General features: G+C 68.7%; 24 protein-coding genes. 11 read left to right on the top strand and 13 right to left on the bottom strand.

The window, feature by feature from the left end; genetic code table 11:
- Nucleotides 1-183 precede the first annotated feature (183 nt).
- Nucleotides 184-2055: a chromosomal replication initiator protein DnaA gene (gene dnaA / locus ACH4D5_RS14025; RefSeq protein WP_398301857.1), complete on the bottom strand. Its 1872-nt coding sequence runs from the start codon at nt 2053-2055 to the stop codon at nt 184-186.
- A 367-nt stretch (nt 2056-2422) separates the two neighbouring features.
- Between dnaA and rpmH the strand changes: the two genes are divergently transcribed.
- The 9 genes from rpmH (at nt 2423) to ACH4D5_RS13980 (ending at nt 9399) form a co-directional block, all read left to right on the top strand.
- Nucleotides 2423-2560, top strand: coding sequence for a 50S ribosomal protein L34 (gene rpmH, locus ACH4D5_RS14020; protein WP_003949374.1), 138 nt, complete (start codon nt 2423-2425; stop codon nt 2558-2560).
- Nucleotides 2561-2581: 21 nt separating this feature from the next.
- A complete protein-coding gene (rnpA, locus tag ACH4D5_RS14015; RefSeq protein ID WP_362988235.1) occupies nt 2582-2953 on the top strand; it encodes a ribonuclease P protein component in 372 nt (123 codons plus the stop codon).
- Complete coding sequence (gene yidD / locus ACH4D5_RS14010; RefSeq protein ID WP_398301854.1) at nt 2950-3306, top strand: membrane protein insertion efficiency factor YidD; 357 nt, start codon at nt 2950-2952, stop codon at nt 3304-3306. Before rnpA ends, yidD begins: the two co-directional genes overlap by 4 nt.
- Before the next feature lie 3 nt (nt 3307-3309).
- Nucleotides 3310-4635 (top strand): membrane protein insertase YidC, encoded by a 1326-nt coding sequence (gene yidC, locus ACH4D5_RS14005; RefSeq protein WP_398301852.1) that lies wholly within the window; start codon nt 3310-3312, stop codon nt 4633-4635.
- A gap of 14 nt (nt 4636-4649) precedes the next feature.
- On the top strand, nt 4650-5165 hold the full coding sequence (locus ACH4D5_RS14000; RefSeq protein WP_398301850.1) for a protein jag: 516 nt from the start codon (nt 4650-4652) through the stop codon (nt 5163-5165).
- A 115-nt stretch (nt 5166-5280) separates the two neighbouring features.
- Nucleotides 5281-5997 carry a 16S rRNA (guanine(527)-N(7))-methyltransferase RsmG gene (gene rsmG / locus ACH4D5_RS13995; protein ID WP_362988243.1) on the top strand — a complete coding sequence of 239 codons (717 nt, stop codon included), beginning with the start codon at nt 5281-5283 and terminating at the stop codon, nt 5995-5997.
- A gap of 286 nt (nt 5998-6283) precedes the next feature.
- Entirely contained in the window at nt 6284-7360 is a 1077-nt protein-coding gene (locus ACH4D5_RS13990) for a ParA family protein (RefSeq protein WP_398301848.1), read from the top strand.
- Complete coding sequence (locus tag ACH4D5_RS13985) at nt 7357-8472, top strand: ParB/RepB/Spo0J family partition protein (protein ID WP_398301846.1); 1116 nt, start codon at nt 7357-7359, stop codon at nt 8470-8472. Before ACH4D5_RS13990 ends, ACH4D5_RS13985 begins: the two co-directional genes overlap by 4 nt.
- Nucleotides 8473-8781: 309 nt before the next feature.
- The gene (locus ACH4D5_RS13980) at nt 8782-9399 is read left to right on the top strand and encodes a GNAT family N-acetyltransferase (protein WP_398301844.1); all 618 of its coding nucleotides are present in this window, start codon (nt 8782-8784) and stop codon (nt 9397-9399) included.
- A 10-nt stretch (nt 9400-9409) separates the two neighbouring features.
- Here ACH4D5_RS13980 and ACH4D5_RS13975 read toward each other — a convergent pair whose 3' ends face one another.
- Nucleotides 9410-10384 (bottom strand): helix-turn-helix transcriptional regulator, encoded by a 975-nt coding sequence (locus tag ACH4D5_RS13975; protein WP_398301842.1) that lies wholly within the window; start codon nt 10382-10384, stop codon nt 9410-9412.
- A gap of 135 nt (nt 10385-10519) precedes the next feature.
- On the opposite strand from ACH4D5_RS13975, the gene ACH4D5_RS13970 reads away from it, so the two are divergent.
- Nucleotides 10520-10915: a RidA family protein gene (locus tag ACH4D5_RS13970; RefSeq protein WP_398302604.1), complete on the top strand. Its 396-nt coding sequence runs from the start codon at nt 10520-10522 to the stop codon at nt 10913-10915.
- A 95-nt stretch (nt 10916-11010) separates the two neighbouring features.
- On the opposite strand, the gene trxA is transcribed toward ACH4D5_RS13970, so the two are convergent.
- From trxA to ACH4D5_RS13935, 7 genes are all read right to left on the bottom strand, one after another.
- The gene (gene trxA / locus ACH4D5_RS13965) at nt 11011-11343 is read right to left on the bottom strand and encodes a thioredoxin (RefSeq protein ID WP_398301840.1); all 333 of its coding nucleotides are present in this window, start codon (nt 11341-11343) and stop codon (nt 11011-11013) included.
- Nucleotides 11344-11387: 44 nt separating this feature from the next.
- The gene (gene trxB / locus ACH4D5_RS13960; RefSeq protein WP_398301838.1) at nt 11388-12365 is read right to left on the bottom strand and encodes a thioredoxin-disulfide reductase; all 978 of its coding nucleotides are present in this window, start codon (nt 12363-12365) and stop codon (nt 11388-11390) included.
- Between the two features lie 172 nt (nt 12366-12537).
- The gene (locus ACH4D5_RS13955) at nt 12538-13485 is read right to left on the bottom strand and encodes an anti-sigma factor family protein (protein ID WP_398301836.1); all 948 of its coding nucleotides are present in this window, start codon (nt 13483-13485) and stop codon (nt 12538-12540) included.
- Nucleotides 13482-14216 (bottom strand): RNA polymerase sigma factor SigM, encoded by a 735-nt coding sequence (gene sigM, locus ACH4D5_RS13950; protein WP_398301834.1) that lies wholly within the window; start codon nt 14214-14216, stop codon nt 13482-13484. Before sigM ends, ACH4D5_RS13955 begins: the two co-directional genes overlap by 4 nt.
- A 42-nt stretch (nt 14217-14258) precedes the next feature.
- Nucleotides 14259-15971 carry a protein kinase family protein gene (locus ACH4D5_RS13945; RefSeq protein WP_398301832.1) on the bottom strand — a complete coding sequence of 571 codons (1713 nt, stop codon included), beginning with the start codon at nt 15969-15971 and terminating at the stop codon, nt 14259-14261.
- Nucleotides 15972-16089: 118 nt separating this feature from the next.
- Nucleotides 16090-18546, bottom strand: a complete 2457-nt coding sequence (gene murJ / locus ACH4D5_RS13940; RefSeq protein ID WP_398301830.1) for a murein biosynthesis integral membrane protein MurJ — start codon at nt 18544-18546, stop codon at nt 16090-16092.
- A 46-nt stretch (nt 18547-18592) separates the two neighbouring features.
- Nucleotides 18593-21001, bottom strand: a complete 2409-nt coding sequence (locus ACH4D5_RS13935) for a DUF6049 family protein (RefSeq protein ID WP_398301828.1) — start codon at nt 20999-21001, stop codon at nt 18593-18595.
- Between the two features lie 240 nt (nt 21002-21241).
- Here ACH4D5_RS13935 and ACH4D5_RS13930 point away from each other — a divergent pair, with 240 nt between their 5' ends.
- A complete protein-coding gene (locus ACH4D5_RS13930; RefSeq protein ID WP_398301826.1) occupies nt 21242-22708 on the top strand; it encodes a CCA tRNA nucleotidyltransferase in 1467 nt (488 codons plus the stop codon).
- A gap of 130 nt (nt 22709-22838) precedes the next feature.
- On the opposite strand, the gene ACH4D5_RS13925 is transcribed toward ACH4D5_RS13930, so the two are convergent.
- The 4 genes from ACH4D5_RS13925 to ACH4D5_RS13910 all read right to left on the bottom strand — a co-directional run bounded on the left by ACH4D5_RS13925 (nt 22839) and on the right by ACH4D5_RS13910 (nt 26616).
- Nucleotides 22839-23336 (bottom strand): hypothetical protein, encoded by a 498-nt coding sequence (locus ACH4D5_RS13925; protein ID WP_398301824.1) that lies wholly within the window; start codon nt 23334-23336, stop codon nt 22839-22841.
- Nucleotides 23337-23451: 115 nt separating this feature from the next.
- Nucleotides 23452-24708 (bottom strand): MFS transporter, encoded by a 1257-nt coding sequence (locus tag ACH4D5_RS13920; protein ID WP_398301822.1) that lies wholly within the window; start codon nt 24706-24708, stop codon nt 23452-23454.
- A 79-nt stretch (nt 24709-24787) separates the two neighbouring features.
- Nucleotides 24788-25870, bottom strand: coding sequence for an inositol-3-phosphate synthase (locus tag ACH4D5_RS13915; protein WP_398301820.1), 1083 nt, complete (start codon nt 25868-25870; stop codon nt 24788-24790).
- A 59-nt stretch (nt 25871-25929) separates the two neighbouring features.
- A complete protein-coding gene (locus ACH4D5_RS13910; protein ID WP_398301818.1) occupies nt 25930-26616 on the bottom strand; it encodes a helix-turn-helix transcriptional regulator in 687 nt (228 codons plus the stop codon).
- Nucleotides 26617-26875: the final 259 nt, after the last annotated feature.

Raw genomic sequence — 26875 nt, 5'->3', positions numbered from 1 at the left:
AAAGTCGGCAGATCTGTGGAGAACAGCCGTCTGAGCAGGGGAAATCGAACAGCGAAGACCCGAACGTGCGCGTGCGAAACCCCGAACGCGGCCGTACGAAGACCCGCACACGCGCGTGCCGACATCAAAAAGGCGCCCCAGGAGAAGTCCTGGAGCGCCTTCAGTGGCGTTCTACGGAGGCTGTCAGCCGTTCTTGATGCGGTTGGTGAGCTCGGTGACCTGGTTGTAGATGGAGCGCCGCTCAGCCATCAGTGCCCGGATCTTGCGGTCCGCGTGCATGACCGTCGTGTGGTCGCGGCCGCCGAACTGCGCGCCGATCTTCGGCAGCGAGAGGTCGGTCAGCTCCCGGCACAGATACATGGCGATCTGGCGCGCCGTCACCAGCACGCGGCTGCGCGAGGATCCGCACAGGTCGTCCACCGTCAGCCCGAAGTAGTCGGCCGTCGCCGCCATGATGGCCGGCGCGGTGATCTCCGGAGCCGCGTCCTCACCGCCCGGGATGAGGTCCTTGAGGACGATCTCGGTGAGGCCCAGGTCCACGGGCTGCCGGTTGAGCGACGCGAACGCGGTGACCCGGATCAGCGCGCCTTCCAGCTCACGGATGTTCCGTGAGATGCGCGACGCGATGAACTCCAGGACCTCCGGCGGGGCGTTGAGCTGCTCCTGCACCGCCTTCTTACGGAGGATCGCGATACGCGTCTCCAGCTCCGGTGGCTGGACGTCGGTGATCAGTCCCCACTCGAAGCGGTTGCGCAGCCGGTCCTCGAGGGTGACCAGTTGCTTGGGCGGCCGGTCACTGGAGAGCACGATCTGCTTGTTCGCGTTGTGGAGCGTGTTGAAGGTGTGGAAGAACTCCTCCTGCGTCGACTCCTTGTCCGCGAGGAACTGGATGTCGTCGACGAGCAGGATGTCCATCTCGCGGTAGCGCTTGCGGAAGCTGTCGCCCTTGCCGTCGCGGATGGAGTTGATGAACTCGTTGGTGAACTCCTCCGAGCTCACGTAGCGCACGCGCGTGCCGGGATACAGGCTGCGGGCGTAGTGCCCGATCGCGTGCAGCAGATGCGTTTTGCCGAGCCCCGACTCTCCGTAGATGAAGAGGGGGTTGTACGCCTTCGCGGGTGCCTCGGCGACGGCCACCGCGGCCGCGTGCGCGAAACGGTTCGACGCACCGATGACGAAGGTGTCGAAGAGGTACTTCGGGTTGAGGCGCGCGGTGGGCTCACCGGGGCCCGTCGCGGGCGCCGGCTGCGCGGCCAGCGGCCCGGGGGCGCCGCTCGACGAGGTGGGGCCGACCGGCCCGCCCCGGTGGACGCCGCCGCCACGCGGCCCGCCGTGCGGCTCGGACATGTCGTGACGCTCGCGCCGGTCCTGCGGCTCGGGACGTCGCTGCTCGTACGGCGAACGGTCCTGCGGGGGCTGCGAGCGGTAGTCGTGCTGCGGCTGCTGGACCGGGTTCGCGTACGGATCACGGTCGGGGAAGCCGAGCCGCGGCTGCTGCCAGCCGTAGTCGTCCTGCGGCTGCTGCTGCGGCCAGGCGCCGGGGCTCGGGCGCTGGTACTCCGGGTAGGCCGGGCGCGCGGTCGGCAGCTGGTCCGACCGGGAGTCGCCCTGGTGCTCGTCCCCGGGGCGCCGTCCGTAGTTCTCGTACGTCTCACGCCCCTGCCCGGAGGCAGGGGGCAGCTCCTGCTCTTCGTAGCGCTGCTGCTGGTGATTGTGCTGCTGTTGCTGCTGTGTGCGCTGGTGCTGCATGGGCGGCGCCGGCGGGCCCGCGGGTTCACCGACGGAGTCGTCGACGGTGATGGCGATGCGGATCGGACGCCCACATTCGCGGCTCAGCGTCTCGCTGACCACCGGGGCCAGCCGGCCTTCCAGTACGCCTTTGGCGAATTCGTTCGGGACGGCGAGCAGGGCGGTGTCGGCGACGAGGGCCAGGGGCTGGCAGCTCCGGAGCCACCGCTCGTCCTTCGCCTCGACTCCCTGCCCGCGGCCCTCACCCAGCAGATGTTCCAGAACTCGTGGCCACACTGCGGCAAGATCGGCAGGTACGTCAGCCACAGGGCACGCTCTCTCACGGGGTCCCACGAACGTGTGGTTCGCGGGACGGAAATCGGGATGGGGAGGGGGAAGGGAACGAATCGGAGTTCCGTCACGGTAGTCAGGGCGACGGCTGCGGTTCAAGTTGTTGTCCACAGGCTGTGCACAGTGTCTCCCCTCGACGGCCGGTTTGACCGGATGGCGTAGCCCCGCGTACCGTGACCAGGTCGAGTTGTCGATGGCTGCTGCCGCCTGCCTCCGATGGGCAAAGATCACGATCTGTGATTGTGAAGCGGTGCACTCGGTGCGTATTCGCGAGCTTCTCGTGGGCGCACGGTGACAGCCAGGCGATGTCCCGCCACCAACGAATCATTTCTGGAGCCCCCGAGTGAGCAAGCGCACCTTCCAGCCGAACAACCGTCGTCGCGCCAAGACCCACGGCTTCCGGCTGCGCATGCGCACCCGTGCCGGCCGCGCGATTCTCGCGTCCCGCCGTGGCAAGGGTCGCGCCCGCCTGTCCGCCTGATCCCGATCAGGTCATGACGTCGTGCTGCCTACCGAGCATCGGCTGAGGCGGCGCGAAGACTTCGCGACCGCGGTACGCCGAGGACGCCGGGCCGGACGCCCGCTTCTCGTCGTCCATCTACGTAGCGGTGCAACGGACCCGCACGTGCCAGGGGAGAACCTTCCCCCGACACGTGCGGGTTTCGTCGTGAGCAAGGCCGTGGGTGGAGCGGTCGTGCGCAACACCGTGAAGCGCAGACTCCGTCACCTCATGCGCGACCGGTTGGCCCTGGTGCCCCCCGGTAGCCTGGTAGTAGTACGAGCGCTGCCCGGAGCGGGTGACGCCGACCATGCACAGCTGGCCCGAGACCTGGACGCCGCCTTGCAGCGGCTGCTGGGAGGGGGCGCGCGATGAAGTACCCGCTGCTGGCTCTGATCAAGCTGTACCAGTGGACGATCAGTCCGCTTCTGGGCCCGGTGTGCAAGTACTACCCATCGTGTTCCCGTTACGGCTACCTGGCCATCGACCGGCACGGTGCGATCAAGGGCACGGCGCTCACCGGCTGGCGCATCCTGCGGTGCAATCCGTGGTCGCTCGGTGGTGTCGACCATGTTCCGCCGCGCAAGCGTCCGCGGTGGCACGAGATGCTGCGCGCCGCCTGGCGCGAACGCAAGGGCGGGCCCTCCGCCGCAGGCGCGCCGACCGGGGAGATCTCCCCGGGGACGGCCGCCGAGACCGAGACCCCGTCCCATGCTCAAGGAGCCTGATTAGTGGACACGATTGCCAGTCTCTTCAGCTTTATCACGACACCAGTTTCGTGGGTCATCGTCCAGTTCCACTCGGTGTACGGGAAGCTCTTCGGCCCCGACACGGGCTGGGCCTGGGGCCTGTCCATCGTGTCCCTGGTGATCCTGATCCGGATCTGCCTGATCCCGCTCTTCGTGAAGCAGATCAAGGCCACTCGGGCGATGCAGACGCTGCAGCCCGAGATGAAGAAGATCCAGGAGCGCTACAAGAGCGACAAGCAGCGCCAGTCCGAAGAGATGATGAAGCTGTACAAGGAGTCGGGCACCAACCCGCTCTCCTCGTGCCTTCCCATCCTGGCGCAGTCGCCGTTCTTCTTCGCCCTGTACCACGTGCTCAACGGCATCGCGACGGGCAAGGAGATCGGCGTCATCGACGGCGATCTCCTGGAGAGCGCGCGTAAGGCGCACATCTTCGGTGCCCCGCTGGCCGCGAAGTTCATGGACAGCGCCGACAAGGTCGCCTCGCTCGGTGCCACGCTGACCGACGTCCGCGTGATCACCGCCCTCATGATCGTCCTGATGTCGGCCTCGCAGTTCTTCACCCAGCGCCAGCTGATGACGAAGAACGTCGACACCACGGTCAAGACGCCGTTCATGCAGCAGCAGAAGATGCTGATGTACGTCTTCCCGATCATGTTCGCCATCTTCGGCATCAACTTCCCCGTCGGTGTCCTCGTCTACTGGCTGACCACCAACGTGTGGACCATGGGCCAACAGATGTTCGTGATCCGCAGGAACCCCACCCCGGGCTCCAAGGCCCAGGCCGCCTTCCTGGAGCGCCTGCAGAAGCAGGTCACGCACAACAAGAAGGTGCGCGGGCGCGGCAACACGAACGTGATCAAGGCGATCGTCGCCAAGGGCCGGGACCGCAACGAGTTCGAGCGGAAGTTCATCAACGGTCTGACCAAGGCGGGTCTCGCGGCCCAGGCCGACGGCACCGTGGTGGAGAGCGACAACTCCGTCGTCACCGAGACCGAGGACGGCACTCCCGTCGGCGGCGCCCCGAAGCGCCAGCAGCCCAAGCGCCAGAGCAAGTCCAAGCGTCAGGCCGCTCCCACGCAGGCCGCGGGCGGCGCCACCAAGGCGGAGGAATCCGCCGACGCGAAGACGTCGCTGGAGAAGACCACGGCCGAGCCCGCGGGCGACTCCGACGCCTCCCCCCAGACCAAGCAGGCCGGTGGCAACAACAAGCAGGGCAACAAGCCCGGCTCCGGTCAGCGCAGCCGTGCCAAGTCGGGACAGCAGCGCAAGGGCCAGCAGCGGCCCAAGCACCCGTCCTCCAAGAAGTAGAAGGAGCCCATCCCGTGACGGAAGGCACCACCACCTCCGCCGCAGCTGAGGCCGGCGACACCCTCACCCGCCTTGAGCAGGAGGGGGAGATCGCGGCGGACTACCTCGAAGGTCTGCTGGACATCGCCGACCTCGACGGTGACATCGACATGGATGTCGAGGCCGACCGTGCCGCTGTGTCGATCATCAGCGACAGCGACAGCCGTGACCTGCAGAAGCTGGTCGGCCGTGACGGTGAGGTTCTGGAGGCCCTCCAGGAGCTCACGCGTCTCGCCGTGCACCGTGAGACCGGTGACCGCAGCCGCCTGATGCTGGACATCGGGGGCTACCGCGCCAAGAAGCGCGAGGAACTCTCGGAGCTGGGTGCCAAGGCCGCGGCCGAGGTGAAGAGCAGCGGTGAACCGGCCAGGCTCGAGCCGATGACGCCGTTCGAGCGCAAGGTCGTGCACGACGCGGTCAAGGCCGCCGGCCTGCGCAGCGAGTCCGAGGGCGAGGAGCCGCAGCGCTTCGTCGTCGTACTCCCCGCCTGATCGCGCCCCAGCGTTTTCCGGCCCCGTCTGTTCGCAGGCGGGGCCGGTCTTTGTCAGCCTGATAGACAGCCACCGACAGACAGCAACCCCAGTGCGGTACGGAAGGACGGTCCCCGTGACGGAGGCAGCGGAGCTCCCCCCGGCGCCGGAAGAAGCCCGGACGGTATTCGGTGATCGCTTCTCGGACGCGGTCCGCTACGCGGAACTGCTGGCCGACGCGGGGGTCCAGCGCGGTCTGATCGGTCCTCGCGAAGTACCGCGGCTGTGGGAGCGACACCTGCTGAACTGCGCCGTGCTGTCCGAGGTCGTGCCCGAGGGCGTCACGGTGTGCGACGTCGGCTCCGGTGCCGGACTGCCGGGCATCCCGCTGGCCCTCGTCCGGCCGGACTTGAAGATCACGCTCCTTGAGCCGTTGCTGCGGCGCACGAACTTCCTCACCGAAGTCGTCGAACTGCTCGGTCTCGACCATGTGACCGTCGTGCGGGGCCGGGCCGAGGAAGTGCTCGGCAAGCTCCCTCCCGTCCATGTGGTGACCGCGCGGGCCGTGGCTCCGCTGGACCGCCTGGCGGCCTGGGGCGTCCCGCTGCTGCGCCCGTACGGGGAGATGCTGCTCCTCAAGGGAGATACCGCCGAGGAAGAGGTCAAGGCGGCAGGCGCCGCCCTGAGCAAGCTCGGCGCCGTGGACACCTCCGTGCTGCATGTCGGCGAGGGAGTGGTGGACCCGCTGTCCACCGTCGTACGGGTCGAGGTCGGCGAGAGCCCCGGTGGTGTGCGCTTCGCGGCGAAGCGGGCCAAGGCCGCTCGCACCGGACGCACGCGCCGTCGCCGCTGAGCCTCTGCGGTCAACCGTCATTGATCCGTCCTGACGACGAGCCGTACTCCACAAAAGCTGTCAAACGTACGCATACCGGGGTGTCGCACCAGCGGCACCCCGGCTTCCGTGCATCGTGTTTCACGTGAAACGTCGCTCACTGCTGCATGGCATCATCAATCGCGGCCGCGCTGCGGAACCTCGCGACCGTCGGCCACTCGGTTCCCTCGATAAGGGCACGGAGTTGTCCACAGAGGTGGATTCATCCACAGAAGACCGGGCCTCGCTGGTTCACGACCCTCAAAGCATGGGAGGCTCTGTTCATTGCGAGCCTGATGTCGAGGAGAGTGAATCGTTGCGGTCCGACGCCAACATCGCGGGACCGATGACCGATCCGGTCCCCGGTCCCCGAACCGAATCGGCGGGGGAGGATGTTTCACGTGAAACACCGACCCCGATGGACGACACACCCATCGGTCGTGCTGCCCAACTGGCGGTGGAAGCACTCGGCCGCGCAGGCGAGGGCCTGCCCCGCCCCGAGCAGACCCGCGTCATGGTGGTCGCCAACCAGAAGGGCGGGGTGGGCAAGACGACGACCACCGTCAATCTCGCCGCCTCGCTCGCCCTGCACGGCGCACGCGTCCTGGTGATCGACCTCGACCCGCAGGGCAACGCCTCTACAGCTCTCGGTATCGACCACCACGCCGAGGTCCCGTCCATCTACGACGTGCTGGTCGAGAGCAAGCCGCTCGCCGGGGTCGTTCAGCCGGTGCCGGATGTCGAGGGTCTCTTCTGCGCCCCGGCCACCATCGATCTCGCCGGTGCGGAGATCGAGCTCGTGTCACTGGTGGCGCGGGAGAGCCGGCTGCAGCGGGCCATCCAGGCGTACGAGCAGCCGCTGGACTACATCCTCATCGACTGCCCGCCGTCGCTGGGCCTGCTGACGGTCAACGCCATGGTGGCGGGCGCGGAGGTGCTGATCCCCATTCAGTGCGAGTACTACGCACTGGAGGGGCTCGGCCAGCTCCTGCGCAACGTCGACCTGGTGCGGGGTCACCTCAACCCGAACCTGCATGTGTCGACGATCCTGCTCACCATGTACGACGGCAGGACCCGGCTGGCCTCCCAGGTGGCGGACGAGGTGCGCAACCACTTCGGCGACGAGGTCCTGCGGACGAGCATCCCGCGGTCGGTCCGTATCTCCGAGGCCCCGAGCTACGGCCAGACGGTGCTCACCTACGATCCAGGATCGAGCGGCGCCCTCTCGTACTTCGAAGCAGCACGCGAGATCGCGCTGCGCGGAGTCGGAGTGCGCTACGACGTCCAGCACGCCCACACGGGCGCTCAGAACGACCAGCACAGCATGACGGAGGGGATGCAGTGAGTGAGCGACGCAGAGGACTGGGGCGAGGCCTCGGTGCCTTGATCCCTGCAGCCCCGACGGAGAAGCAGGTCCCGCAGAGTGCGAGCGGAGCCTCCACGTCTCCCTCGGCGGTGCCGGTGCTGACCGCCGAGCGAGGTGTGGCGGCCGCGAAGGTGACGGCACTCCCGCAGAGCCCTGTTTCACGTGAAACGGTGGAGCCGCCGCAGCAAGCCGCGGAGACGCCGGAGAGCCAGTCAGTGGCCGGCGCGTACTTCGCCGAGCTGCCGCTCGATTCCATCTCCCCCAACCCGCAGCAGCCGCGAGTGGTCTTCGACGAGGACGCTCTCGCCGAGCTGGTGACCTCCATCAAGGAGGTCGGCCTTCTCCAGCCGGTCGTTGTACGGCAGCTGGGCCCCGCACGCTACGAGCTCATCATGGGCGAGCGGCGCTGGCGGGCCTGCCGGGAGGCGGGCCTGGAGCGCATCCCCGCCATCGTGCGGGCCACCGATGACGAGAAGCTCCTCCTGGACGCGCTGCTGGAGAACCTGCACCGCGCCCAGCTGAACCCGCTGGAAGAGGCCGCCGCCTACGACCAGCTGCTCAAGGACTTCAACTGCACGCACGACCAGCTGGCGGACCGCATCGGCCGGTCCCGCCCGCAGGTCTCCAACACCCTGCGTCTGCTGAAGCTCTCGCCGACGGTGCAGAACCGGGTCGCGGCCGGGATCCTCTCCGCGGGGCACGCCCGAGCGCTGCTCTCCGTCGAGGACTCGGAGGAGCAGGACAGGCTCGCCCACCGCATCGTGGCCGAGGGGCTCTCGGTGCGTGCCGTCGAGGAGATCGTGACCCTCATGGGGTCGCGGCCGCAGCGCGCTCCGAAGGCGAAGGGACCGCGTGCCGGTGCCCGACTGTCGCCGGCGCTGAGCACCCTCGCCACCCGGCTCTCCGACCGGTTCGAGACCCGGGTGAGGGTGGACCTGGGCCAGAAGAAGGGGAAGATCGTCGTTGACTTCGCCTCTCTCGAGGACCTGGAGCGCATCCTCAGCACGCTGGCTCCGGGCGAGGGCCCGGTCCTGAAGAACGGGCTGGCCGAAGACGATTCGGACGAGGCCGCCGAGGGCGACAAGGCCTGACCCACAGAGGCAGCAGCGCCGCGAAAGCGGGCCGTGTCCGGTCTGTACCGGAACACGGCCCGCTCTTTGCTTTCTGGCGGTTTCGATGCAATCTCATCGTGGATACGATGCGTTCAGGTATGGCGCATCCACCTGACGGCACCTCATTGGGGAGGCGGGGGCCATGCGATCGATGAGCCGCACCGGACTGATGACAGCGGGCCTCGGGCTGGGAGCGGTCGGCGGCTTCGTCGGCAGCCTGCTCAAGGAACGCAGCGCGCTGACAGCCGCCCGCAGTGCGGCGGCCGATGGAAGTGAGGAACCGCCTTCATGGGGCGTCGGCTCGTACCGCTCACACTGGACAACCTCCCGGACCTTCCCAAGCGTTGCAGGACCTGCGTCTTTTGGGAGCTGGACCCGGTCAGTGGCGAAGCGGCGGTAAAGGCAGGAACTCCGGACCTGGAGAAGGAGGCGTGGATCTCCGCCGTCCTCCTGGAGTGGGGCTCCTGCGGCCGGGTCGTCTACGTGGACGACGTACCGGTGGGCTTCGTGCTCTACGCACCCCCGGCCTACGTCCCGCGCTCCACGGCGTTCCCCACGAGCCCCGTGTCCCCGGATGCCGTTCAGCTGATGACAGCGTGGATCATGCCCGGCTACCAGGGGCAGGGACTCGGCCGGGTGATCGTGCAGACCGTCGCCAAGGATCTGCTGCGCAGAGGGTTCAAGGCCATCGAGGCCTTCGGGGACGCGCGGTGGGAGAAGCCGGCGTGCGTGCTGCCCGCGGAGCACCTCCTGGCCGTGGGCTTCAAGACGGTCCGCCCACACCCCTCCTATCCCCGGCTGAGGCTCGAACTGCGTACGACGCTCTCCTGGAAGGAAGACGTCGAGCTGGCGCTCGATCGGCTGCTGGGAGCGGTGCAGAAGGAGCCCGTGCTCCGGCCACTGTGAACCGAGGACGTCAGGCAGGCGTCCCGTAGCGCTTGGCCATCGCGGCGGCCCGGTCGCGCAAGGTCGTACGCAACGACTCAGGGGACAGGGCTTCCGCGTCCGTGCCGGCCTGCCACAGCGCCCATTCGGCATGACGTGCGTCCTGATAGGTCACCTTCAGCCGCAGCCAGCCGTCCGCTTCGGGTTCTTCCGCGCGGACGGCCAGTGCGGTGTCCACCAGCTCGTCGTGCCGCGCAGGATTCACCCGTAGCAGCACGGTGACGTGGTCGCTGTCGGAGAGGAACTGCGCGGAACGGTCCCGCCAGATCCGGTCCAGGTCGACCCGCGCCGGTCGCTGCGCGGGCTCGGAGAGCTCCTCGGCGGCCGAGATCCGCGACAGCCGGTAGGTGCGGTCCGCGCCGGATCTCGTGGCCAGCAGGTAGGCCCGGTCGCGAACGGTGACCAGGCCGATCGGGTCCACTGTGCGCCACTGTGGCGTCTGGCCGGTGGCCGTGTACTGGATACGCAACTTGCGCCCGGCGAGCACGGCCCGCCGAACCTCGATCATCGTGCTGTCGGCCACATCCTCGGAGGCCAGCCGACGGGAGAGCAGATCGACCTCGGGGTCCACGAGGAAGCGCTGGGCCGCGTCACTCGCAGCGGTCCGGTGGTTTTCGGGCAGTGCGTCGACCACCTTCCGCATGGCCGAGGCGAGCGCCGAGCCGAGGCCGAATACCTGCTCGCCGCGCCCTGAACCGGCCGTCAGCAAGGCAAGGGCCTCGTCGTGGTTGAGACCGGTGAGCTCGGTCCGGAAGCCGGGCGCCAACGCGAAACCGCCGTGCCGACCGCGCTCGGCGTAGACCGGTACGCCAGCTGTGGACAACGCCTCGATGTCGCGCAGCACGGTGCGGGTGGATACCTCCAGCTCGCGGGCGAGCGTGTCCGCGGTCAGCCGTCCTCGCTGACGCAGCAGCAACACCAGCGAGACCAACCGGTCGGCGCGCATGCGGGAACGTTATCGAAATACGTGACCAAGGATGTCGTGAATTGTTGCGAGGCTCTGTGGCACGACGTCGAAGCCGATGGCTGACGAGCCGACGGCCGTACGTACTCCCGTGATGCGGATGGAGCTGACGTGGCAATGGAACGAACGGCGATCAACCCGGTGTCGTGGTCGGTCGAGATGGGGTTCAACCAGGGGGAGGTCGTCTCCGGGCACACCCGGACGCTGTTCATCTCGGGGCAGACCGCGATGAGCGGCGAAGGCAAGCCCCAGCATGAGGGCGACATGGCGGCGCAGTTGGCGCTGAGCGTCGACAACTTGGAGGCGGTGCTCGAGGAGGCCGGCATGTCTCTCGCGAACGTCGTCCGGCTCAACGTCTACACGACCGACGTCGATCTGCTCTTCCAGCACTACGGCGTGCTCGCGGCGCGACTGGGAGCCGCCGCGGTGGCACCGACCACCACGATGCTCGGGGTGACGCGGCTGGCGATCCCGGGCCAGCTGGTCGAGCTGGAGGGAACAGCCGTCTCGTGATGTGCCATCGCCGAGGATCCGGCCGCTGAAAGGCGAATGGACCAGCCCCCGCAGGGACTGGTCCATTCGTGTTTCACGTGAAACATCGCCACCGACTACTCGGCGATGAAGTCCGCCAGGTCCTTCTCGATGGCCGCCTTCGGCTTGGCGCCGACGATGGTCTTGGCGACCTCGCCGCCCTGGTAGACGTTCAGGGTCGGGATCGACATGACGCCGTACTTGGCGGCCGTGCCGGGGTTCTCGTCGATGTTGAGCTTGACGACCTCGATCTTGTCGCCGTGCTCAGCCGCGATCGCTTCCAGCGAGGGGGCGATCTGACGGCACGGGCCGCACCAGGCGGCCCAGAAGTCCACCAGCACGGGCTTGTCGCTCTTGAGGACGTCTTCCTCGAAGGAGGCGTCCGTCACGTTCTTCAGGTTGCCGGCCACTGCGGGCTCCTCTTTTCTCGGGGTGGTGCGGGGTGGAGTGAAGATCAGACGCTGGCGGTCGGCGTCTTCTCGGGCTCGGGGGCCTCGGCGTCGGACAGCGCCGCGAGGAAACGCTCCGCGTCGAGAGCGGCGGAGCAGCCGGTACCGGCCGCCGTGATCGCCTGACGGTAGGTGTGGTCGACGACGTCGCCGGCGCCGAAGACACCGGTCAGGTTCGTCCGGGTCGAGGGCGCGTCGACCTTCAGGTAACCCTCGTCGTCCAGCTCCAGCTGCCCCTTGAAGAGCTCGGTGCGCGGGTCGTGGCCGATCGCGATGAACAGGCCCGTCACCGGGAGCTCGGACGTCTCGCCCGTCTTCAGGTTGCGCAGCGTCAGGCCGGAGAGCTTCTGCTCGCCCTTGATCTCGGCGATCTCGCTGTCCCAGATGAACTTGATCTTCGGGTCGGCGAAGGCCCGCTCCTGCATCGCCTTGGAGGCGCGCAGGGTGTCGCGGCGGTGCACGATCGTCACAGACTTGCCGAAGCGCGAGAGGAAGGTGGCCTCCTCCATCGCGGTGTCACCGCCGCCGATCACGGCGATGTCCTGGTCCTTGAAGAAGAACCCGTCGCAGGTCGCGCACCAGGAGACGCCGCGTCCGGAGAGGGCGTCCTCGTTCGGCAGGCCGAGCTTGCGGTGCTGGGAGCCGGTGGTGACGATGACGGTCTTCGCGTGGTGCACGGTGCCGGCGGTGTCCGTCACGGTCTTGATCTCACCGGTGAGGTCAACGGCGACGATGTCGTCGGGAACGAGCTCGGCACCGAAGCGCTCGGCCTGGGCCCGCATGTTGTCCATGAGCTCGGGGCCCATGACGCCGTCCTGGAAGCCGGGGAAGTTCTCCACCTCGGTGGTGTTCATCAGCGCACCGCCGGCGGTGACGGCGCCCTCGAACACCAGCGGCTTCAGCGACGCGCGCGCGGTGTAGAGCGCCGCCGTGTAGCCGGCGGGCCCGGAGCCGATGATGATCACGTTACGGACGTCGGTCACGGCTTGATTCCTCGTCTCTGGGGACTGCTGCGTACTGCTGGCGGGTGCCTGTCTCAGGACTCTCACCCCACCCAACGGATCCTACGGGGCTTGCATTCCCGGACGTGTCCGAGCGCACGGACGTGTGTCAGGACGAGGGTGTCATGGGCCACGAGACGGACGGTCGTGGCCGTCAGCTCTGCGGGTAGGCGTGCGTCGCGAGGACCTTGCCCGCGGTGGGCGAGGACTTGCCCACACAGGCGGCGTCGACGATGTACGCGGACACCTTGGTGCTGTCCGAGTCATGGGGCACCACGACGAGGTAGGCGCGCTTGCCCTCGTACGAGCCCTCTTCGGCGGCGAGTGGCGTTTTGGTCCCGATACCGCGCTGGATGCAGTCCGGCACCTGGACCGTTCGCAGCGGGGAGGTCTTCTTGGGGGACTGCGGGCTGGAGCGGGTGTCGATCTTCCCGGGCTCCTTGACGGAGTTCTTCTTGAGGAGATCCGCGACGCGGCCCTCGAGCTTTTCTCCGGAGAAGGAGTTCGCCGTGTCCCGCCGGTCCGGAGGCGTTCCGGCCGTCCCTCCGGAGTCGCCGCCCATGGTCTGGATCAGCAGCGTGCCGAGGCCGATGGCGGCCGCGGTGAAGACGGCGCCGAGCACCGCGGTGCGTCGACGTGTGGGACGTAGGCGGCTCCCACGTCCTGGACCGGTGGACGCACGGGAATGTCCTGCGGGGCGGTCTCCGGCGCCGGACGGGGTGGAGGCGGGCGTTGTTTCACGTGAAACACGCGCGGCGGCGGGCGCCGGCTCGGAAGCAGAAGGCGCAGCGACAGCCACCGGCTCGGACGCCGTGTTCTCAGAAGGAAGGCCTTCGGGGCTGGTGGAGTCCAGCAGCGCTTCGGCGGCCAGTGCCGCGTCGATGCGTCCAGCGATGTCGTCCGGCATGCGGGGAGGGCCCGGCAGCGTGCCGAGCATGCTCCGGATCTCCTCCAGAGAGGCGTAGACATCGGCACAGAGCTCGCAGCTGTCCAAGTGCCGTCGCACGTCGCTCGTGCGTGAGGGGGGAAGCAGGCCTTCGGTCAGCTCGGAGATCTCGGCGACGTCCGGGTGCCCGCCCGCCGAGTCGGTCGCGGTTGTCACGCTCGCCCACCTCCGCCCTTCACGGCAGCTGAATCGCTTGGTCCTGTGTCCCGTGGCCCTGCTGCCGGTGGGACGGATGTCCCCTGCGTCCGGTTCCTCGCCGAGCCGGGCTTCTTGCTTCCGTCTGCGGCACCACGGTCCTCGTCGCGCGGAGGCGGCCCCGTACGCAGATGAGTGAGCAGCGGCAACAGTCTGGCTCTGCCGCGCGCGCAGCGGCTCTTGACCGTGCCCGTGGGGACGTCGAGGACGCGGGCGGCCTCGGCCACGGGGTAGCCCTGCATGTCGACCAGCACGAGAGCGGCGCGCTGGTCGTGAGGAAGGGTGCCGAGGGCCTCCAGGAGCTCCCGGTGGAGGTCGCCCCGCTCGACGGGAGCCGCGGCCGACTCCTCCGGCTCCAGGAGCTGCTCGAGGCGTTCGGTGTCGTCGATCGGCGAGGTCTTGCGGGAGGCTGACTTGCGCGCTCTGTCGAGGCAGGCGTTCACGGTGATGCGGTGCAGCCACGTCGTCACGGCGGACTGACCCCGGAACGTGTGTGCCGCGCGGTAGGCGGAGACCAAGGCGTCCTGCACCGCGTCAGCGGCCTCCTCGCGGTCCCCGAGGGTGCGCAGCGCGACGGCCCACAGGCGGTCGCGGTGGCGCCGCACCAGCTCGCCGAAGGCGTCCTTGTCGCCGGCGACATGAGCGGCGAGGAGGTCCTGATCGTTCAGGTCACCGTGCGCGGTGCTGTCCACCGTCGAACCCCCTCCCCCAGTGAGCCGTGGCGGGCCGATCCCTCAGCCCTTGAGCTGCACGTCCTTGATGGCTTGCTTGTACCCCGCCCCGATGTACCCGTCGACGCCGGAGTTCGGGACCTCGGTCACCCAGAGGAGCACGTACTGCGACTTCACGGCCTTCTTGGCCTTGATCTTCGCGGTGGTGCTCGACGTGGTGGCGTTGCCGATCTTCTTCATGGACGCGATGTCCGTGGAGGGCGACAGCGAATCCGTGGCGTACAGCGAGACCGTGGTGCGGTCGCCGCCGTACAGGAGGGATACGGACGCCTCGGAGACCTCTTGCTCCGAGCCGAGGTCGTAGACGATACCGACACCTGGCTTGTACGGGGCGAGCGGCGGCCCCTCCTTGAAGGTCTTCGTGCGCCAGAGAGAGGCACGGTCCTTGTCGAAGGTGTGGGGGACGTTCTCCGGGTCTTGGGCATAGCCCTCAAGGACGAGCTCTTGGCCGTTCTTGATGGTGATCGGCTTCTTGGGCTTGGGCTGCCCCTTGTCGCCACCCGTCCTGGTGTTCGTCTTGCCCGGGTCACTGGCGTTCTCGCGTTCCACCAAGGCGTCCGCCAACTGCCAGCTGCCGAGGCCGAGCGCGGCGATAAGCAGCGCGGAGACGCCCCACTTGAGGACCCTGCCGGTACGGCTCTGCAACGGGGGCGGCGGGGTGGGCACGGGCTGAGTGACCCCGGGGTGGGCCGCGGGGCGGCCGTACGTGCCCTGCTGATACGTGGTGCGCTGGTACTCGGGCGGCGCGGTGAACGCGGGCTCCGGCGGGCGGATGCGGGGCATCTCCCCGATGGCCTTCACCAGCTCCTCCGGCGTCGTGCACGGAGGGTCCTGGCGGGAAGCGGTGGCGCCGTCGTTGACAAGCGCCCGCATGGCGAGCTCCGACAGGCCCCGGTGGACGCCGGCGCGCACCTGGTCGGGTGCGATGAGCCCGACTCCCTTGGGCAGCCCGGAGAGGCCGTACGCGTCGTTCTCGTACGGCCAGCGCTGGGTCAGGGCGGCGTACAGGAGAGCGCCGATCGCCTCCGTGTCCGTGCGCTGCGGGGTCTCGGAGCTGATGCCGCGCAGCGCGGCGTTCACGGCGAGGCCGCGGATGCGGTACTGGCCCGTGGAGGTGCGCAGCACGGCGCTCGGGGTGAGCCGCAGGTGCGCGAGGCCCTCGCGGTGCGCGGCGGCCATGGCCTGGGAGACCTGGCTGACGAGCTGGTAGGCGTCGTGTGCCTCGAGGGGGCTCGCGGCGAGGACCGTGGTGAGCTCCGTGGCGTCCGGGAGCCACTCGTGGACGACGTAGACGAGTTCGTTCTCCTCGACGGCGTCCAGTACCTGTACGAAGCGCGGGTCGCCGAGCAGCGCCGATGAGCGGGCCGCCGCGAGGACCGAGCGGGCGCGTGGATGGTCGGCGGGCAGGAGGTGCACGCCGACGGCCCGGCGCAGCTTCTCGTCGACCGCACGCCAACTGCTGAAACCGTCCAGACGGGTGACGCACTCTTCGAGCCGATAGCGTCTGGCGAGCTTGTGGCCGCTGTGCAGTTCTGGGGGTGAGGACGCCCTGGGGCTCGTGGACCTGTCTGTCTTCGCCGCCTCTTCGTCTGCTGCCGTGTCCCGCTCCCGGGTCTGGGCCTCCCCGTCGGCCGTGGGCTGCTCCGCCTTGGCGGTCAGCGGCTCGTCACCGCTGTTGTCTGCCACGTCGACGGCAGCCGTGCTCCGTTCTGCCACCGTCGTTCCTGCCTCCCCATCCATTGCGCTTCGTCAGACGCCAAAGCCAATTGTGCCCACAGTCCGGCGCTATGCACGACACACGGTGGCCGACGATGGTTGTGCGAGCCTGCTGATCTCACCGACCGAGACGGCCGCGGACCATGCCGACCATGGAGTTGAGCTCCTCGATACGCATGCGCTTCGCGGCGATGAAGTAGACACCGAGCAGTACGACACCGCCCGCGATCAGTGCGGCCAGCGAACCGACCACGCCCTGTCCGAGCCCTTGCGTGACCGCGTAAGCGGCGCCGCCGCCGAGGAGTGCCGCGGGCAGCGAGGCGATACCGAGCCTGGCGTACGTACGCAGGACGTGAGAGCCGTCCAGGTCGCCGCCGAGCCGCTTCCGCAGCCGCCGCCAGGCGACGCCCACGCCGATGGCGTACGCGAGGCCGTAGACGGCCGCCATGCCGGTGACGGCCCAGCGGGTCGGCAGAACGAAGTAGCAGGCCGCGGAGGCGGCGGCGTTCACGGCGGCGACGATGACCGTGTTGTAGAACGGCGTCCGCGTGTCCTCGTAGGCGTAGAAGGCACGCAGCACGACGTACTGCACGGAGTAGGGGATCAGGCCGAGGCCGAAGGCCATCAGCATGAAGCCCATGTTCGTGGCCTGCGGGCTGCCCGAGGAACCGAAGATCAGGGTGCACATCGGGACGCCGAGCGCGACGAAGCCGAAGGCGATCGGCACGATCGCGACGGCCGTCGTGCGCAGTCCCTGGGAGATGTCGTCACGGACGGAGCCGGTGTCGCCGTCGTTCGCGGAGCGGGACAGCCTCGGCAGCAGGGCTGCCATCAGGGAGACCGTGATGATGGCCTGGGGGAGCCCCCAGATGAGCTGGGCGTTGGCGTAGGCGGAGAAACCGATGCCGCTCGTCGAGGGCAGGTCGACCGTGGCGGCGGTGGCCAGCTGGGTGACGACGAGGGCGCCCGCCTGGTTCGCCAGCACGAACAGGATCGTCCACTTGGCGAGCTTGGCGGCCTTGCCCAGGCCGTGGCCCTTCCAGTCGAAGCGCGGACGCAGCTTGAAACCGGTCTCGCGCAGGTACGGGATCATCGCCAGGGCCTGCACGACGAGACCGAGCAGGACACCGACGCCGAGGAGGCGCTCGGCCTCCGGCGGGATGCTCTTCACGGTCATGCCGGACGTCTCCGCCGTCCCGTAGACCCAGATGAACATGCCGAGCGTGGCGATGATGACGATGTTGTTGAGGACCGGCGTCCACATCATCGCGCCGAATTTGCCGCGGACGTTGAGGATCTGGCCCATCACCACGTGGATGCCCATGAAGAAGATCGAGGGCAGGAAGTAACGCAGCAGGGTGGTGCCGACGTCGGTCGCCGCCGCGTCGTTGGCGACGGGCACCGACATCACCCGCACGAGTTGCGGGGCCAGCACGATGCCGAGGACGGTGAGCGCGGCGAGCGCCACCGTGACGAGGGTCAGCAGGCGGTTGGCGTACGCCTCGCCGCCGTCCTCGTCCTCCTTCATGGAGCGCACCAGCTGCGGCACGAACACCGAGTTCAGACCGCCGCCCACGGTGAGGATGTAGATCATCGTGGGGATCTGGTAGACGACCTGGAACGTGTCGCCGAGCAGACCGACGCCGAGCGCCGAGACGATCAGGGCGGAGCGGATGAAGCCGGTGAGACGCGAGACCAGCGTGCCGGCCGCCATGACCGCGCTCGACTTCAGCAGGCTCGCCGCGCGGCCGCCGGACTTGGCGGCGGGTGCGGGCGCAGGTGCGGCCGCTTGGGCGGGCGAGGGGGCCGGGGCGGCTGCAGGGCCCGGTACGAGCGGCTGCTCGGCGGCGGGCGGGTAGCCGCCGTCGGGGGGCTGCTGGTAGCCGTTGCCCTGCTGGTAGTCGTCCCCCTGCTGATAGCCATGGCCCTGCTGGTAGGCGTTTCCCTGGGGGTAGCCGGTGCCCTGGGGGTAGCTGCCCTGCTGGTACTCGCCCTGCGGGTGCCGGCCCTGCGGGTACTGGCCTTGTTGGTAGCCGCCCTGCTGGTACTCGTCCTGCTGGTAGCCGTTGCCCTGCTGGTAGGCGCCCTGCTGGCCGTGGTAGCCACCGGCCTGCTGGTCGCGGAAGAGGTGAGCGAAGGCGTCCGGCTCGTGGTACTCCTCGCCGGCCTGGGTGACCAGGTCGTCGACGCCCACGAACTGCGTCGTGCGGGCATCGTCTCCGTAGGGGAGATGCCGGGTCGGACCCTCCGGCTCGGGGGCCGGGGGCTGGGCCCACACGCGCGGGTCGGGGGCGTGCTCCGGGGCGGGCGGCTGGGCGTAGAGAGGCTGCTGCTGATAGGTGCCGGGCGGTGGCGGGGGATGTGCCGCTCGGTCGTAGAGCGCCTCGGTCACCGGGTCCTGGGCCGAGAGGTCCTGCGCCCGGTAGGGGTCCTGGTCGTAGGCGTCCTGGAGATACACGTCCGGCGCCGGCTGCGGCGGCACCTGCCCGTGCTCGGGGGAGCCGGGCGGCGGGCCCCCGGGCGAGGCGGAGCCGCCCGCGCCCTGGCCACGGTCACCGTCGTACGGCGCGTTCATGGTTACCCCACCTCATCGTCCCCGGGCCCACCGGCCACGACATCGCTCAACGGTCCACTCTCTCACCCGTGTCCGACGGGTCGGTGCTTTCGGGAGCGGTGTCCGGTGTCGGGTCACTCGGCTGCTCGGGGTCGTCCGTCCCGGGCCCGCTGCCGGACTCGCCGTCGGAGCCCGCCGCCGGGCCCTCGTCCGAGTCCTGCCCGGGATCTTGGCCCGGGCCTTCCTGGGCCTGCTTGCGGGCCGCCCGCTTGCGCTGGGTGTACATCCGGAATCCGGCGAGCACGAGCAGCAGGAGGCCGCCCGCGATGACGAGCATCACGGTGAGGGTGACCTCGGTGACGTTGACGTCGAAGCGCACGACGTCTCCGTAGGGCTTGCCGTCCTCCGTGTAGAGCCGCGCGTACACCGGAACGGGACCGTTGGCGTTGGCGGTGGTCGTGAACTTCACGGACTGGGAGTGGCCGCCCGCGATCTTGATCTGCTTCTCTTCGAACTGTCCGTCGCCGATCTTCAGACGCGTGGGGTTCTGCGAGTACAGCCGCAGGACGAGATGGTCGACGCCCTGCACGAGGTTGTTCTGCACCGACACGGGGATGGTGGCGCTGCGGCCGGACAGCTTCGCGTCCGACCTCTGGATCAGGGCCACCTGCTTGGTGAGATTCCGCAGGTAGTTCTTGACGCTGTCCTGGTAGGCCGTCGCCTCCGCCGCGCGACCGCGCCAGGACGTCGACATCCCCCGGTCTATGGCTCGCCCGAAGGGGGTGACCACGCGGTCCTTCTCGGTGAGGATCACCTGGAAGCTCTCGAGCTGGTCCTGGGTGGCCTGGATGGTCACGAAGGACTTCCGCGGCAGCTCCTGCTTGCGCAGCGAGGCGGGGTACGACCCGGCCGACGGCACCTGGGTGGTCGCCTGCGGGTCCGGCTTGGCCTTTGCGGCGGCGGTCAGGCTCTCGGGCTGCGACCACTTCCCGTCGGAGAGGGCGCTCAGTGCCTTCTCCATGGCCTGCGCCTGGCTGACGGAGGGCATGCGCTGCGGCGCGACGACGATGCTCCGCTGGTTGTCCGGGTCCTGCAGGTTGATCATGAGGCTCTGGGCGAGGAACTCCTGGACGGCGAGCGTGGAGTTCCCCGCCTCCGACATGTCGCCCTGGAAAGCCGTGGAGAGGCGGGAGTCGGCCACCACTGCGGTCGTACCGCCGCCGATGGGCCGGGCCGCGGTCGGCGAGTACGACAGGCCGCCGGTCTCACGGAGGCTGTCGCTGCGGGCGATCACCGTATGGGCGCCCGCGGAGGTGGCGACGTCGACGATCGACGGATCGACCGCCCCGTCGGCGGGCCACGCGAAGTCCGTGGTGGGCTTCACCTGAAGGATCGTCTTCACCGTGCTGGCGCCGACCTCGGTGGCTTCCTTGAGATGCCCGAGAGAGCCACCGACCGCCTTGCCGGTGTGGGCGAGGGACGCGAGGTCGGGGTCGGCGAAGGGCAGCGCGACGACCTTCTTGCCCTTGACGGCGGCCTGGAGGTCGTTGAGCCACTGATTGGCGACGGACTGGTGCTTGCCCGCCCTGCTCGTCTTCCCGTCGGGATTCTCGATCCGGTAGCTCTTCGTCATCGCCTCGACCGAGGCGAGCAGGTCCGGATCGATGACCCACGTGACGTCATGGCGGCTGCCGAGGGACAGGAGCTGCTCCAGGCGACCGCCCGGGGCGAGCTCGTCGGCCAGGTCGTCGTTCTTGAAGACGGGCGTCTGCTGGTCGTCGGACCCGGTCTTCGCCGTGAGGTGGGTGGAGGTGGTGAGCGGCCACAGATACGTGGTCTTCGTCTTCGTGCCGGCGGCGTCGGGCTGCCACGGCAGGAAGGTGCGCTCGATGCCGAGCACCTGGGGGTAGGGCTGGGCGGCGCTCTGCCCGGTGAGGGCGACACCCAGCTGGTACACGCCGTGGGTGCCGAGGGACAGTGCCTTCACCGGTACGGAGATGCTGAAGTCCTGCCGCACTCCCGGTGCGAGCCTGGAGATCTTCTCGACGTACTTCCCGCCGATCTCCCGGCCCTCGGCCCCCGGCTGGAAGCCCGTGCGCTTCGCCGCGCTGTCGATGGCGCTGCGGCTGTTGAGAGGCGTGCCGACGCGCAGTCCGACCTGGGCCCCGGTCACCGTCTGCTTGCCGTTGTTGGTGACCGTGCCCGAAACGGTGAGGGTGTCACCCTCGCCGGGAGCGGTGGGGGTGAGCGAGTCCAGGGACACGTCGACGGTGCGAGAGCCGGTGGCGTCGGCCTTCGCGCTCGCCACGGCCGTGCCGGCCTGAGTGCTCGGCGCAGCGGCCTGCGCCACGGGCCCTGCAGGGGCCTGCAGGAGGCCGGCCAGCAAGGGGGTACCCACCAGCAGTGCTGCGGTGCGCCGCAGCCACCGGCGGGCAGGTGAGGGGCTCGTCCCCGGGAAGTCTGCCGCCTCGGCCACGCGTTCGCCCGTCCCTCGTCGTCAGTGGTCGTCGGTTGTGCGTCCACGCATGGTAACGATGCGCGCTGTGGCGAAGTGCCGCGGACTGCTCCACGTGATCACAAGCGGCTCGCTCCACGGGATCGGAAGCGGATCGCTCCACGTGATCAGAAGACGGACGGAAGCGGCGGCGCGAGCCCTGCGAGCCCGGGCGGGAATCGGGTCGGCCGCGGGCGCCCGGGGCACGTACCCTTTTCTGTTGTGCCGAACGCCAATGAAGACAACCCCAGCGCCCTGAGCCAGGTGCAGCGCCGCGCGGTCAGCGAACTGCTCCGTGTGTCCCCTGTCGCGGACGATCTCGCCCGCCGTTTCCAGGAGGCCGGGTTCTCCCTCGCCCTGGTCGGCGGCTCGGTCAGGGACGCCCTTCTGGGCCGGCTCGGCAACGACCTGGACTTCACGACCGACGCCCGCCCCGAGGACGTACTGAAGATCGTCCGGCCGTGGGCCGACGCGGTGTGGGAGGTCGGGATCGCCTTCGGCACGGTCGGCAGCCAGAAGGACGCCCGCGTCGGAGACGCCGACCTGAGCTTCCAGGTCGAGGTCACGACGTACCGCTCGGAGGCGTACGACAGGACCTCGCGCAAGCCCGAGGTGTCCTACGGCGACTCCATCGAGGAAGACCTCGTACGCCGTGACTTCACGGTGAACGCGATGGCCGTGGCGCTCCCCGAGAAGGAGTTCGTCGACCCGCACGGTGGTCTCGAGGACCTGGCGGAGCGTGTCCTGCGCACCCCCGGCACCCCCGAGGAGTCCTTCTCCGACGACCCGCTGCGCATGCTGCGGGCCGCGCGCTTCGCCGCTCAGCTGGACTTCGAGGTGGCCCCGGACGTCGTCGCCGCGATGAAGGCGATGGCCGAGCGCATCGACATCGTCTCGGCGGAGCGGGTCCGGGACGAATTGAACAAACTGCTCCTCTCCGCACACCCGCGCAAGGGCCTCGCCCTCCTCGTGGAGACGGGCCTCGCAGAGCGGATCCTGCCCGAGCTGCCGGCCCTGCGCCTGGAGCGGGACGAGCACCACCGCCACAAGGACGTGTACGACCACTCGCTGATCGTCCTGGAGCAGGCGATGGCCCTGGAGACGGACGGCCCCGACCTGACGCTGCGGCTCGCGGCGCTGCTGCACGACATCGGCAAGCCGCGGACACGGCGCTTCGAGAGCGACGGCCGCGTCTCCTTCCACCACCACGAGGTGGTCGGCGCCAAGATGGTCAAGAAGCGGATGACGGCGCTCAAGTACTCCAACGAGCTCGTGAAGGACGTCTCGCGCCTGGTCGAGCTCCACCTGCGCTTCCACGGCTACGGCACAGGAGAGTGGACGGATTCGGCCGTACGCCGCTACGTACGCGACGCGGGCCCGCTCCTGGATCGCCTCCACAAGCTGACCCGCTCGGACTGCACGACACGCAACAAGCGCAAGGCGAACGCCCTGTCGCGCGCGTACGACGGCCTGGAGGAGCGCATCGCCCGCCTCCAGGAGCAGGAGGAGCTGGACTCGATCCGCCCCGACCTCGACGGCAACGCCATCATGGAGATCTTGGACGTGGGCCCGGGCCCGGTGATCGGCAAGGCCTACAAGTTCCTGCTGGAGCTGCGCCTGGAGAACGGGCCGATGGAGCGGGAAGCGGCGGCTGCGGCGCTCAAGGAGTGGTGGGCCGCGCAGGACTGAGACGGGGCGGCGGGTGCCTCACGCGGGTGCCTCACGGTTTCACGTGAAACATCCGCGCCCCCACGTCCTCGCATACGCCGAGGGGCGTTGTTTCACGTGAAACCGTGAAACAACGCCCCTCGGCGTTCTCCTACTTGGTCTCCTTCAGGCAGAGCACGACGTTGTGCCCCTTGCCCTGCTGGTAGTAGGCGATCTCGGAGGTCTTGACGGCCTTGCACTTGTTGCTGTCGCTCGTGCCGTCGAACTTCTCGACGACCTCGAACTCGGCGTCGCTCGAAGAGCAGTCGACTTCCTTGAGGTCCGGCGAGATCTGAGTGCCCTCGTTGTGCATGCAGCTGCCGACCGAGGTGGACTCGGCGTCGCTCTTGCCGAGGTACCACTTACCGACGGCTATGAGGATCGCGACCAGGATGAAGCCACCGATGCGCAGGAGCAGCTTCTTGCCGCGCCCCCGGGGAGCAGCCGGCGCCGGGGGGACGGGCCCACCCTGGTTGTACGGCGGGTACGGCTGCGTCGCGCCGGGCTGACCCTGCTGCGGCGGGTAGGGCGCCGCCGGGGCCTGCTGGCCATAGGGGTTCTGGCCCTGCGGCGGGTACGGAATCTGGCCCTGGGGCGGCGGAGTGGTCACTTTTGGGGGTCCCCCTCGAACGAGAGCGCGATGGCGCGAATACGACGCCCGTAAGTTATCCGGGTGAGGTGGCAACTCTGAAGCCCAGAGGGACTCTGTGGCATTGATGTGACACTTATTGCGCGCCAAAACGGGCCATAGCCCCAGCAATTGCTGCGTAGAGCAGGGCCACACCGATGACCAGTGGGACCGACCGTCCGTCAGGCGGCAGCACCAGCGCGGCCACTCCCGCCGCGCCGACAAAGGCGACGTTGAAGAGGACGTCGTAGAGGGAGAAGATCCGGCCTCGGAAGCCGTCGGCCACGGCGGACTGCACCACCGTGTCCGTGGCGATCTTCGCACCCTGGCTCGTCAGGCCGAGGACGAAGGCGGCGATGAGGAGCGGGACGGGCGCGAAGGAGAGGCCGAGCGCCGGTTCGAGGACCGCTGCCGCTCCCGCACAGGCCACGATCCAGCCGCCCGCCCCCAGCCGCCCCACCGCCGCGGGCGTCACCAGGGCCGCCACGAAGAACCCCGCGCCGGAGAACCCCACGGCCAGGCCGAGCAGCGCCAGCCCGTCGGACTCCGTCGACGACCAGGCGTACCGGCAGAGCATCAGGACCATGACCGTCAGCGCGCCGTAGCAGAACCGCATCACCGTCATCGCGGCCAGCGCGCGGGCGGCCGCGGGACGCTGCAGCAAGTGCCGTACTCCTGCCTGCAACCCGCGCGCCGTGCCCGCGAGAGCCGCCGCGAGCCGGGGCTGCACCAGGTCGGGGTCCGGGCCGAGCAGCGCACGGGCCATGCGCAGCGAGGCGAGGGCCGCGCAGAGGTACAGGACGGCTCCGAGGAGCACCACCGCCGCGTCCGAGTCCGGCCCCACCAGGCGTACGACGAAGGCGAGCCCGCCGCCCAGGGTCGCGGCGAGCGTCCCCGCGGTCGGGGAGAGGGAGTTCGCGATGACCAGGCGGTCGGCGTCGACCACCCGGGGCAGCGCGGCCGAGAGCCCGGCCAGGACGAAGCGGTTGACGGCGGTGACGCAGAGGGCGGAGACGTAGAAGAGCCAGTCGGCGACATCGCTCAGCATCAGCACGGCGGTCACGGACGCCAGGGCGGCCCGCAGGAGATTGCCGTACAGGAAGACCTGGCGGCGCTGCCAGCGGTCGAGGAGGACGCCTGCGAACGGGCCGATCAGCGAGTAGGGAAGGAGCAGCACCGCCATGGCGGAAGCGATCGCTCCGGGCGAGGCCTGCTTCTCCGGGGAGAAGACGACGTAGGTGGCGAGCGCGACCTGATAGACGCCGTCCGCCCCCTGGGAGATCAGCCGTACGGCGAGGAGCCGTCGGAAGTCCCGCAGTCGCAGCAGTATCCGCAGGTCACCGACGACAGCCATGGGGCCAAGCCTCACATACGAGGAGGGTCCCCGGGCGGAATGCCCGGGGACCCTCGACGAGCGACAAGGAGAGAGCTGTTTAGCGCTCGACCTCGCCCTTGATGAACTTCTCGACGTTGTCGTAGGCCTCGTCGTCGAAGTACTGGACCGGCGGGGACTTCATGAAGTACGACGACGCGGAGAGGATCGGGCCGCCGACACCACGGTCCTTGGCGATCTTCGCGGCGCGCAGAGCGTCGATGATGACACCCGCGGAGTTCGGGGAGTCCCAGACCTCGAGCTTGTACTCCAGGTTCAGCGGGACGTCACCGAAGGCGCGGCCCTCGAGGCGGACGTACGCCCACTTGCGGTCGTCGAGCCACGCGACGTAGTCCGACGGGCCGATGTGGACGTTCTTCTCGCCCATCTCGCGGTCGGGGATCTGCGAGGTGACGGCCTGCGTCTTCGAGATCTTCTTCGACTCGAGGCGGTCGCGCTCCAACATGTTCTTGAAGTCCATGTTGCCGCCGACGTTCAGCTGCATGGTGCGCTCGAGACGGACACCGCGGTCCTCGAACAGCTTCGCCATCACACGGTGCGTGATGGTGGCGCCGACCTGCGACTTGATGTCGTCGCCGACGATCGGGACGCCGGCCTCGGTGAACTTGTCCGCCCACTCCTTGGTGCCGGCGATGAAGACCGGCAGGGCGTTGACGAACGCGACCTTGGCGTCGATGGCGCACTGCGCGTAGAACTTCGCGGCGTCCTCGGAACCGACGGGCAGGTAGCAGACGAGGACGTCGACCTTGCGGTCCTTGAGGATCTGGACGACGTCGACCGGGGCCTCGTCGGACTCCTCGATGGTCTGGCGGTAGTACTTGCCCAGGCCGTCGAGGGTGTGGCCGCGCTGAACCGTGACGCCCTTGTTCGGCACGTCGCAGATCTTGATGGTGTTGTTCTCGCTGGCACCGATGGCGTCCGAGAGGTCGAGGCCGACCTTCTTCGCGTCGACGTCGAAGGCGGCGACGAACTCGACGTCACCGACGTGATACTCGCCGAACTGGACGTGCATCAGGCCCGGGACCTTCGTGTCCGGGTCGGCGTCCTTGTAGTACTCGACGCCCTGGACCAGCGAGGCGGCGCAGTTGCCCACGCCGACGATGGCTACGCGAACCGAACCCATTCCGGTTGCTCCCTGTGTGATCTCGGTATTCGGGATGAAACCCCGCGGAACGCTGGGTCTCACTTATTGGGGTCATCGGACGGATCCGGCGGCGGGTTGGTCTCCCGCCGCCGGGGCAGGCCCGTCGACTCCCCAGATGTGCTGTTCTGCTGAGCGGAGCTTCCGGGGGCGGACCGTTGCTGGTCCCGCCCCGCCCGCTCGCTCTCGATGAGCTCGTTCAGCCAGCGCACTTCGCGCTCCACGGACTCCATGCCGTGCCGCTGAAGTTCGAGCGTGTAGTCGTCCAGGCGCTCCCGGGTACGGGCCAGGGAGGCGCGCATCTTCTCCAAGCGCTCTTCGAGGCGGCTGCGGCGGCCCTCGAGCACCCGCATCCGCACATCTCGCGAGGTCTGCCCGAAGAAGGCGAAGCGGGCGGCGAAGTGCTCGTCCTCGTACGCGTCGGGGCCGGTCTGCGAGAGCAGGTCCTCGAAGTGCTCCTTACCTTCCGCCGTCAACCGATAGACGATCTTGGCGCGACGCCCCGCGAGCGGAGCCGCCAGGGCGTCTTCGGAGCTGCCGCCCGACTCCTCGATCAACCAGCCGTTGGCGACCAGCGTCTTGAGGCAGGGGTAGAGCGTCCCGTAGCTGAAGGCGCGGAACACTCCCAGCGATGTATTGAGGCGTTTACGCAGCTCATAGCCGTGCATCGGGGACTCTCTGAGCAGCCCGAGCACGGCGAATTCCAGGATGCCGGAGCGCCTGCTCATCGTCGCCTCCCGTCTGCCACGGTCCCTCAGTACGGCCTTTATGCCGAGCTGATGTATCGACTCGATACATCGAGACGATAGAACGGCGATCCGGTTGAGACAAGAGGGGGCACGGTGAACGGCGTCACATCACCGATTCGTAGGAAGTAACTTGCCTGTTTTGGGGTGAACTTCGGCTCTACGAGGGTTTTGACGGTGCGTAGTCTGTGCGCCATGCATGCCGCCGGGAACCAAGTGACGCATGAGAGCGTCGTCGTCC

This window comes from Streptomyces sp. NPDC018029, from assembly GCF_044327655.1.
In the GTDB taxonomy this organism is placed as follows: Bacteria; Actinomycetota; Actinomycetes; order Streptomycetales; family Streptomycetaceae; genus Streptomyces.
Note: the sequence above shows the minus strand (reverse complement) of the source record. Positions and strands in the feature narration are given on the sequence as shown.

Excerpts from the sequence above, each read along its gene's own strand:
- ACH4D5_RS13910 (WP_398301818.1), bottom strand. The coding sequence starts at position 26,616 with ATGAGCAGGCGCTCCGGCATCCTGGAATTCGCCGTGCTCGGGCTGCTC.
- ACH4D5_RS13990 (WP_398301848.1), top strand. The coding sequence starts at position 6,284 with ATGGGAGGCTCTGTTCATTGCGAGCCTGATGTCGAGGAGAGTGAATCG.
- ACH4D5_RS13920 (WP_398301822.1), bottom strand. The coding sequence starts at position 24,708 with ATGGCTGTCGTCGGTGACCTGCGGATACTGCTGCGACTGCGGGACTTC.
- ACH4D5_RS13980 (WP_398301844.1), top strand. The coding sequence starts at position 8,782 with ATGGGGCGTCGGCTCGTACCGCTCACACTGGACAACCTCCCGGACCTT.
- murJ (WP_398301830.1), bottom strand. The coding sequence starts at position 18,546 with ATGAACGCGCCGTACGACGGTGACCGTGGCCAGGGCGCGGGCGGCTCC.
- ACH4D5_RS13915 (WP_398301820.1), bottom strand. The coding sequence starts at position 25,870 with ATGGGTTCGGTTCGCGTAGCCATCGTCGGCGTGGGCAACTGCGCCGCC.
- yidD (WP_398301854.1), top strand. The coding sequence starts at position 2,950 with ATGAAGTACCCGCTGCTGGCTCTGATCAAGCTGTACCAGTGGACGATC.
- ACH4D5_RS13970 (WP_398302604.1), top strand. The coding sequence starts at position 10,520 with ATGGAACGAACGGCGATCAACCCGGTGTCGTGGTCGGTCGAGATGGGG.
- ACH4D5_RS13975 (WP_398301842.1), bottom strand. The coding sequence starts at position 10,384 with ATGCGCGCCGACCGGTTGGTCTCGCTGGTGTTGCTGCTGCGTCAGCGA.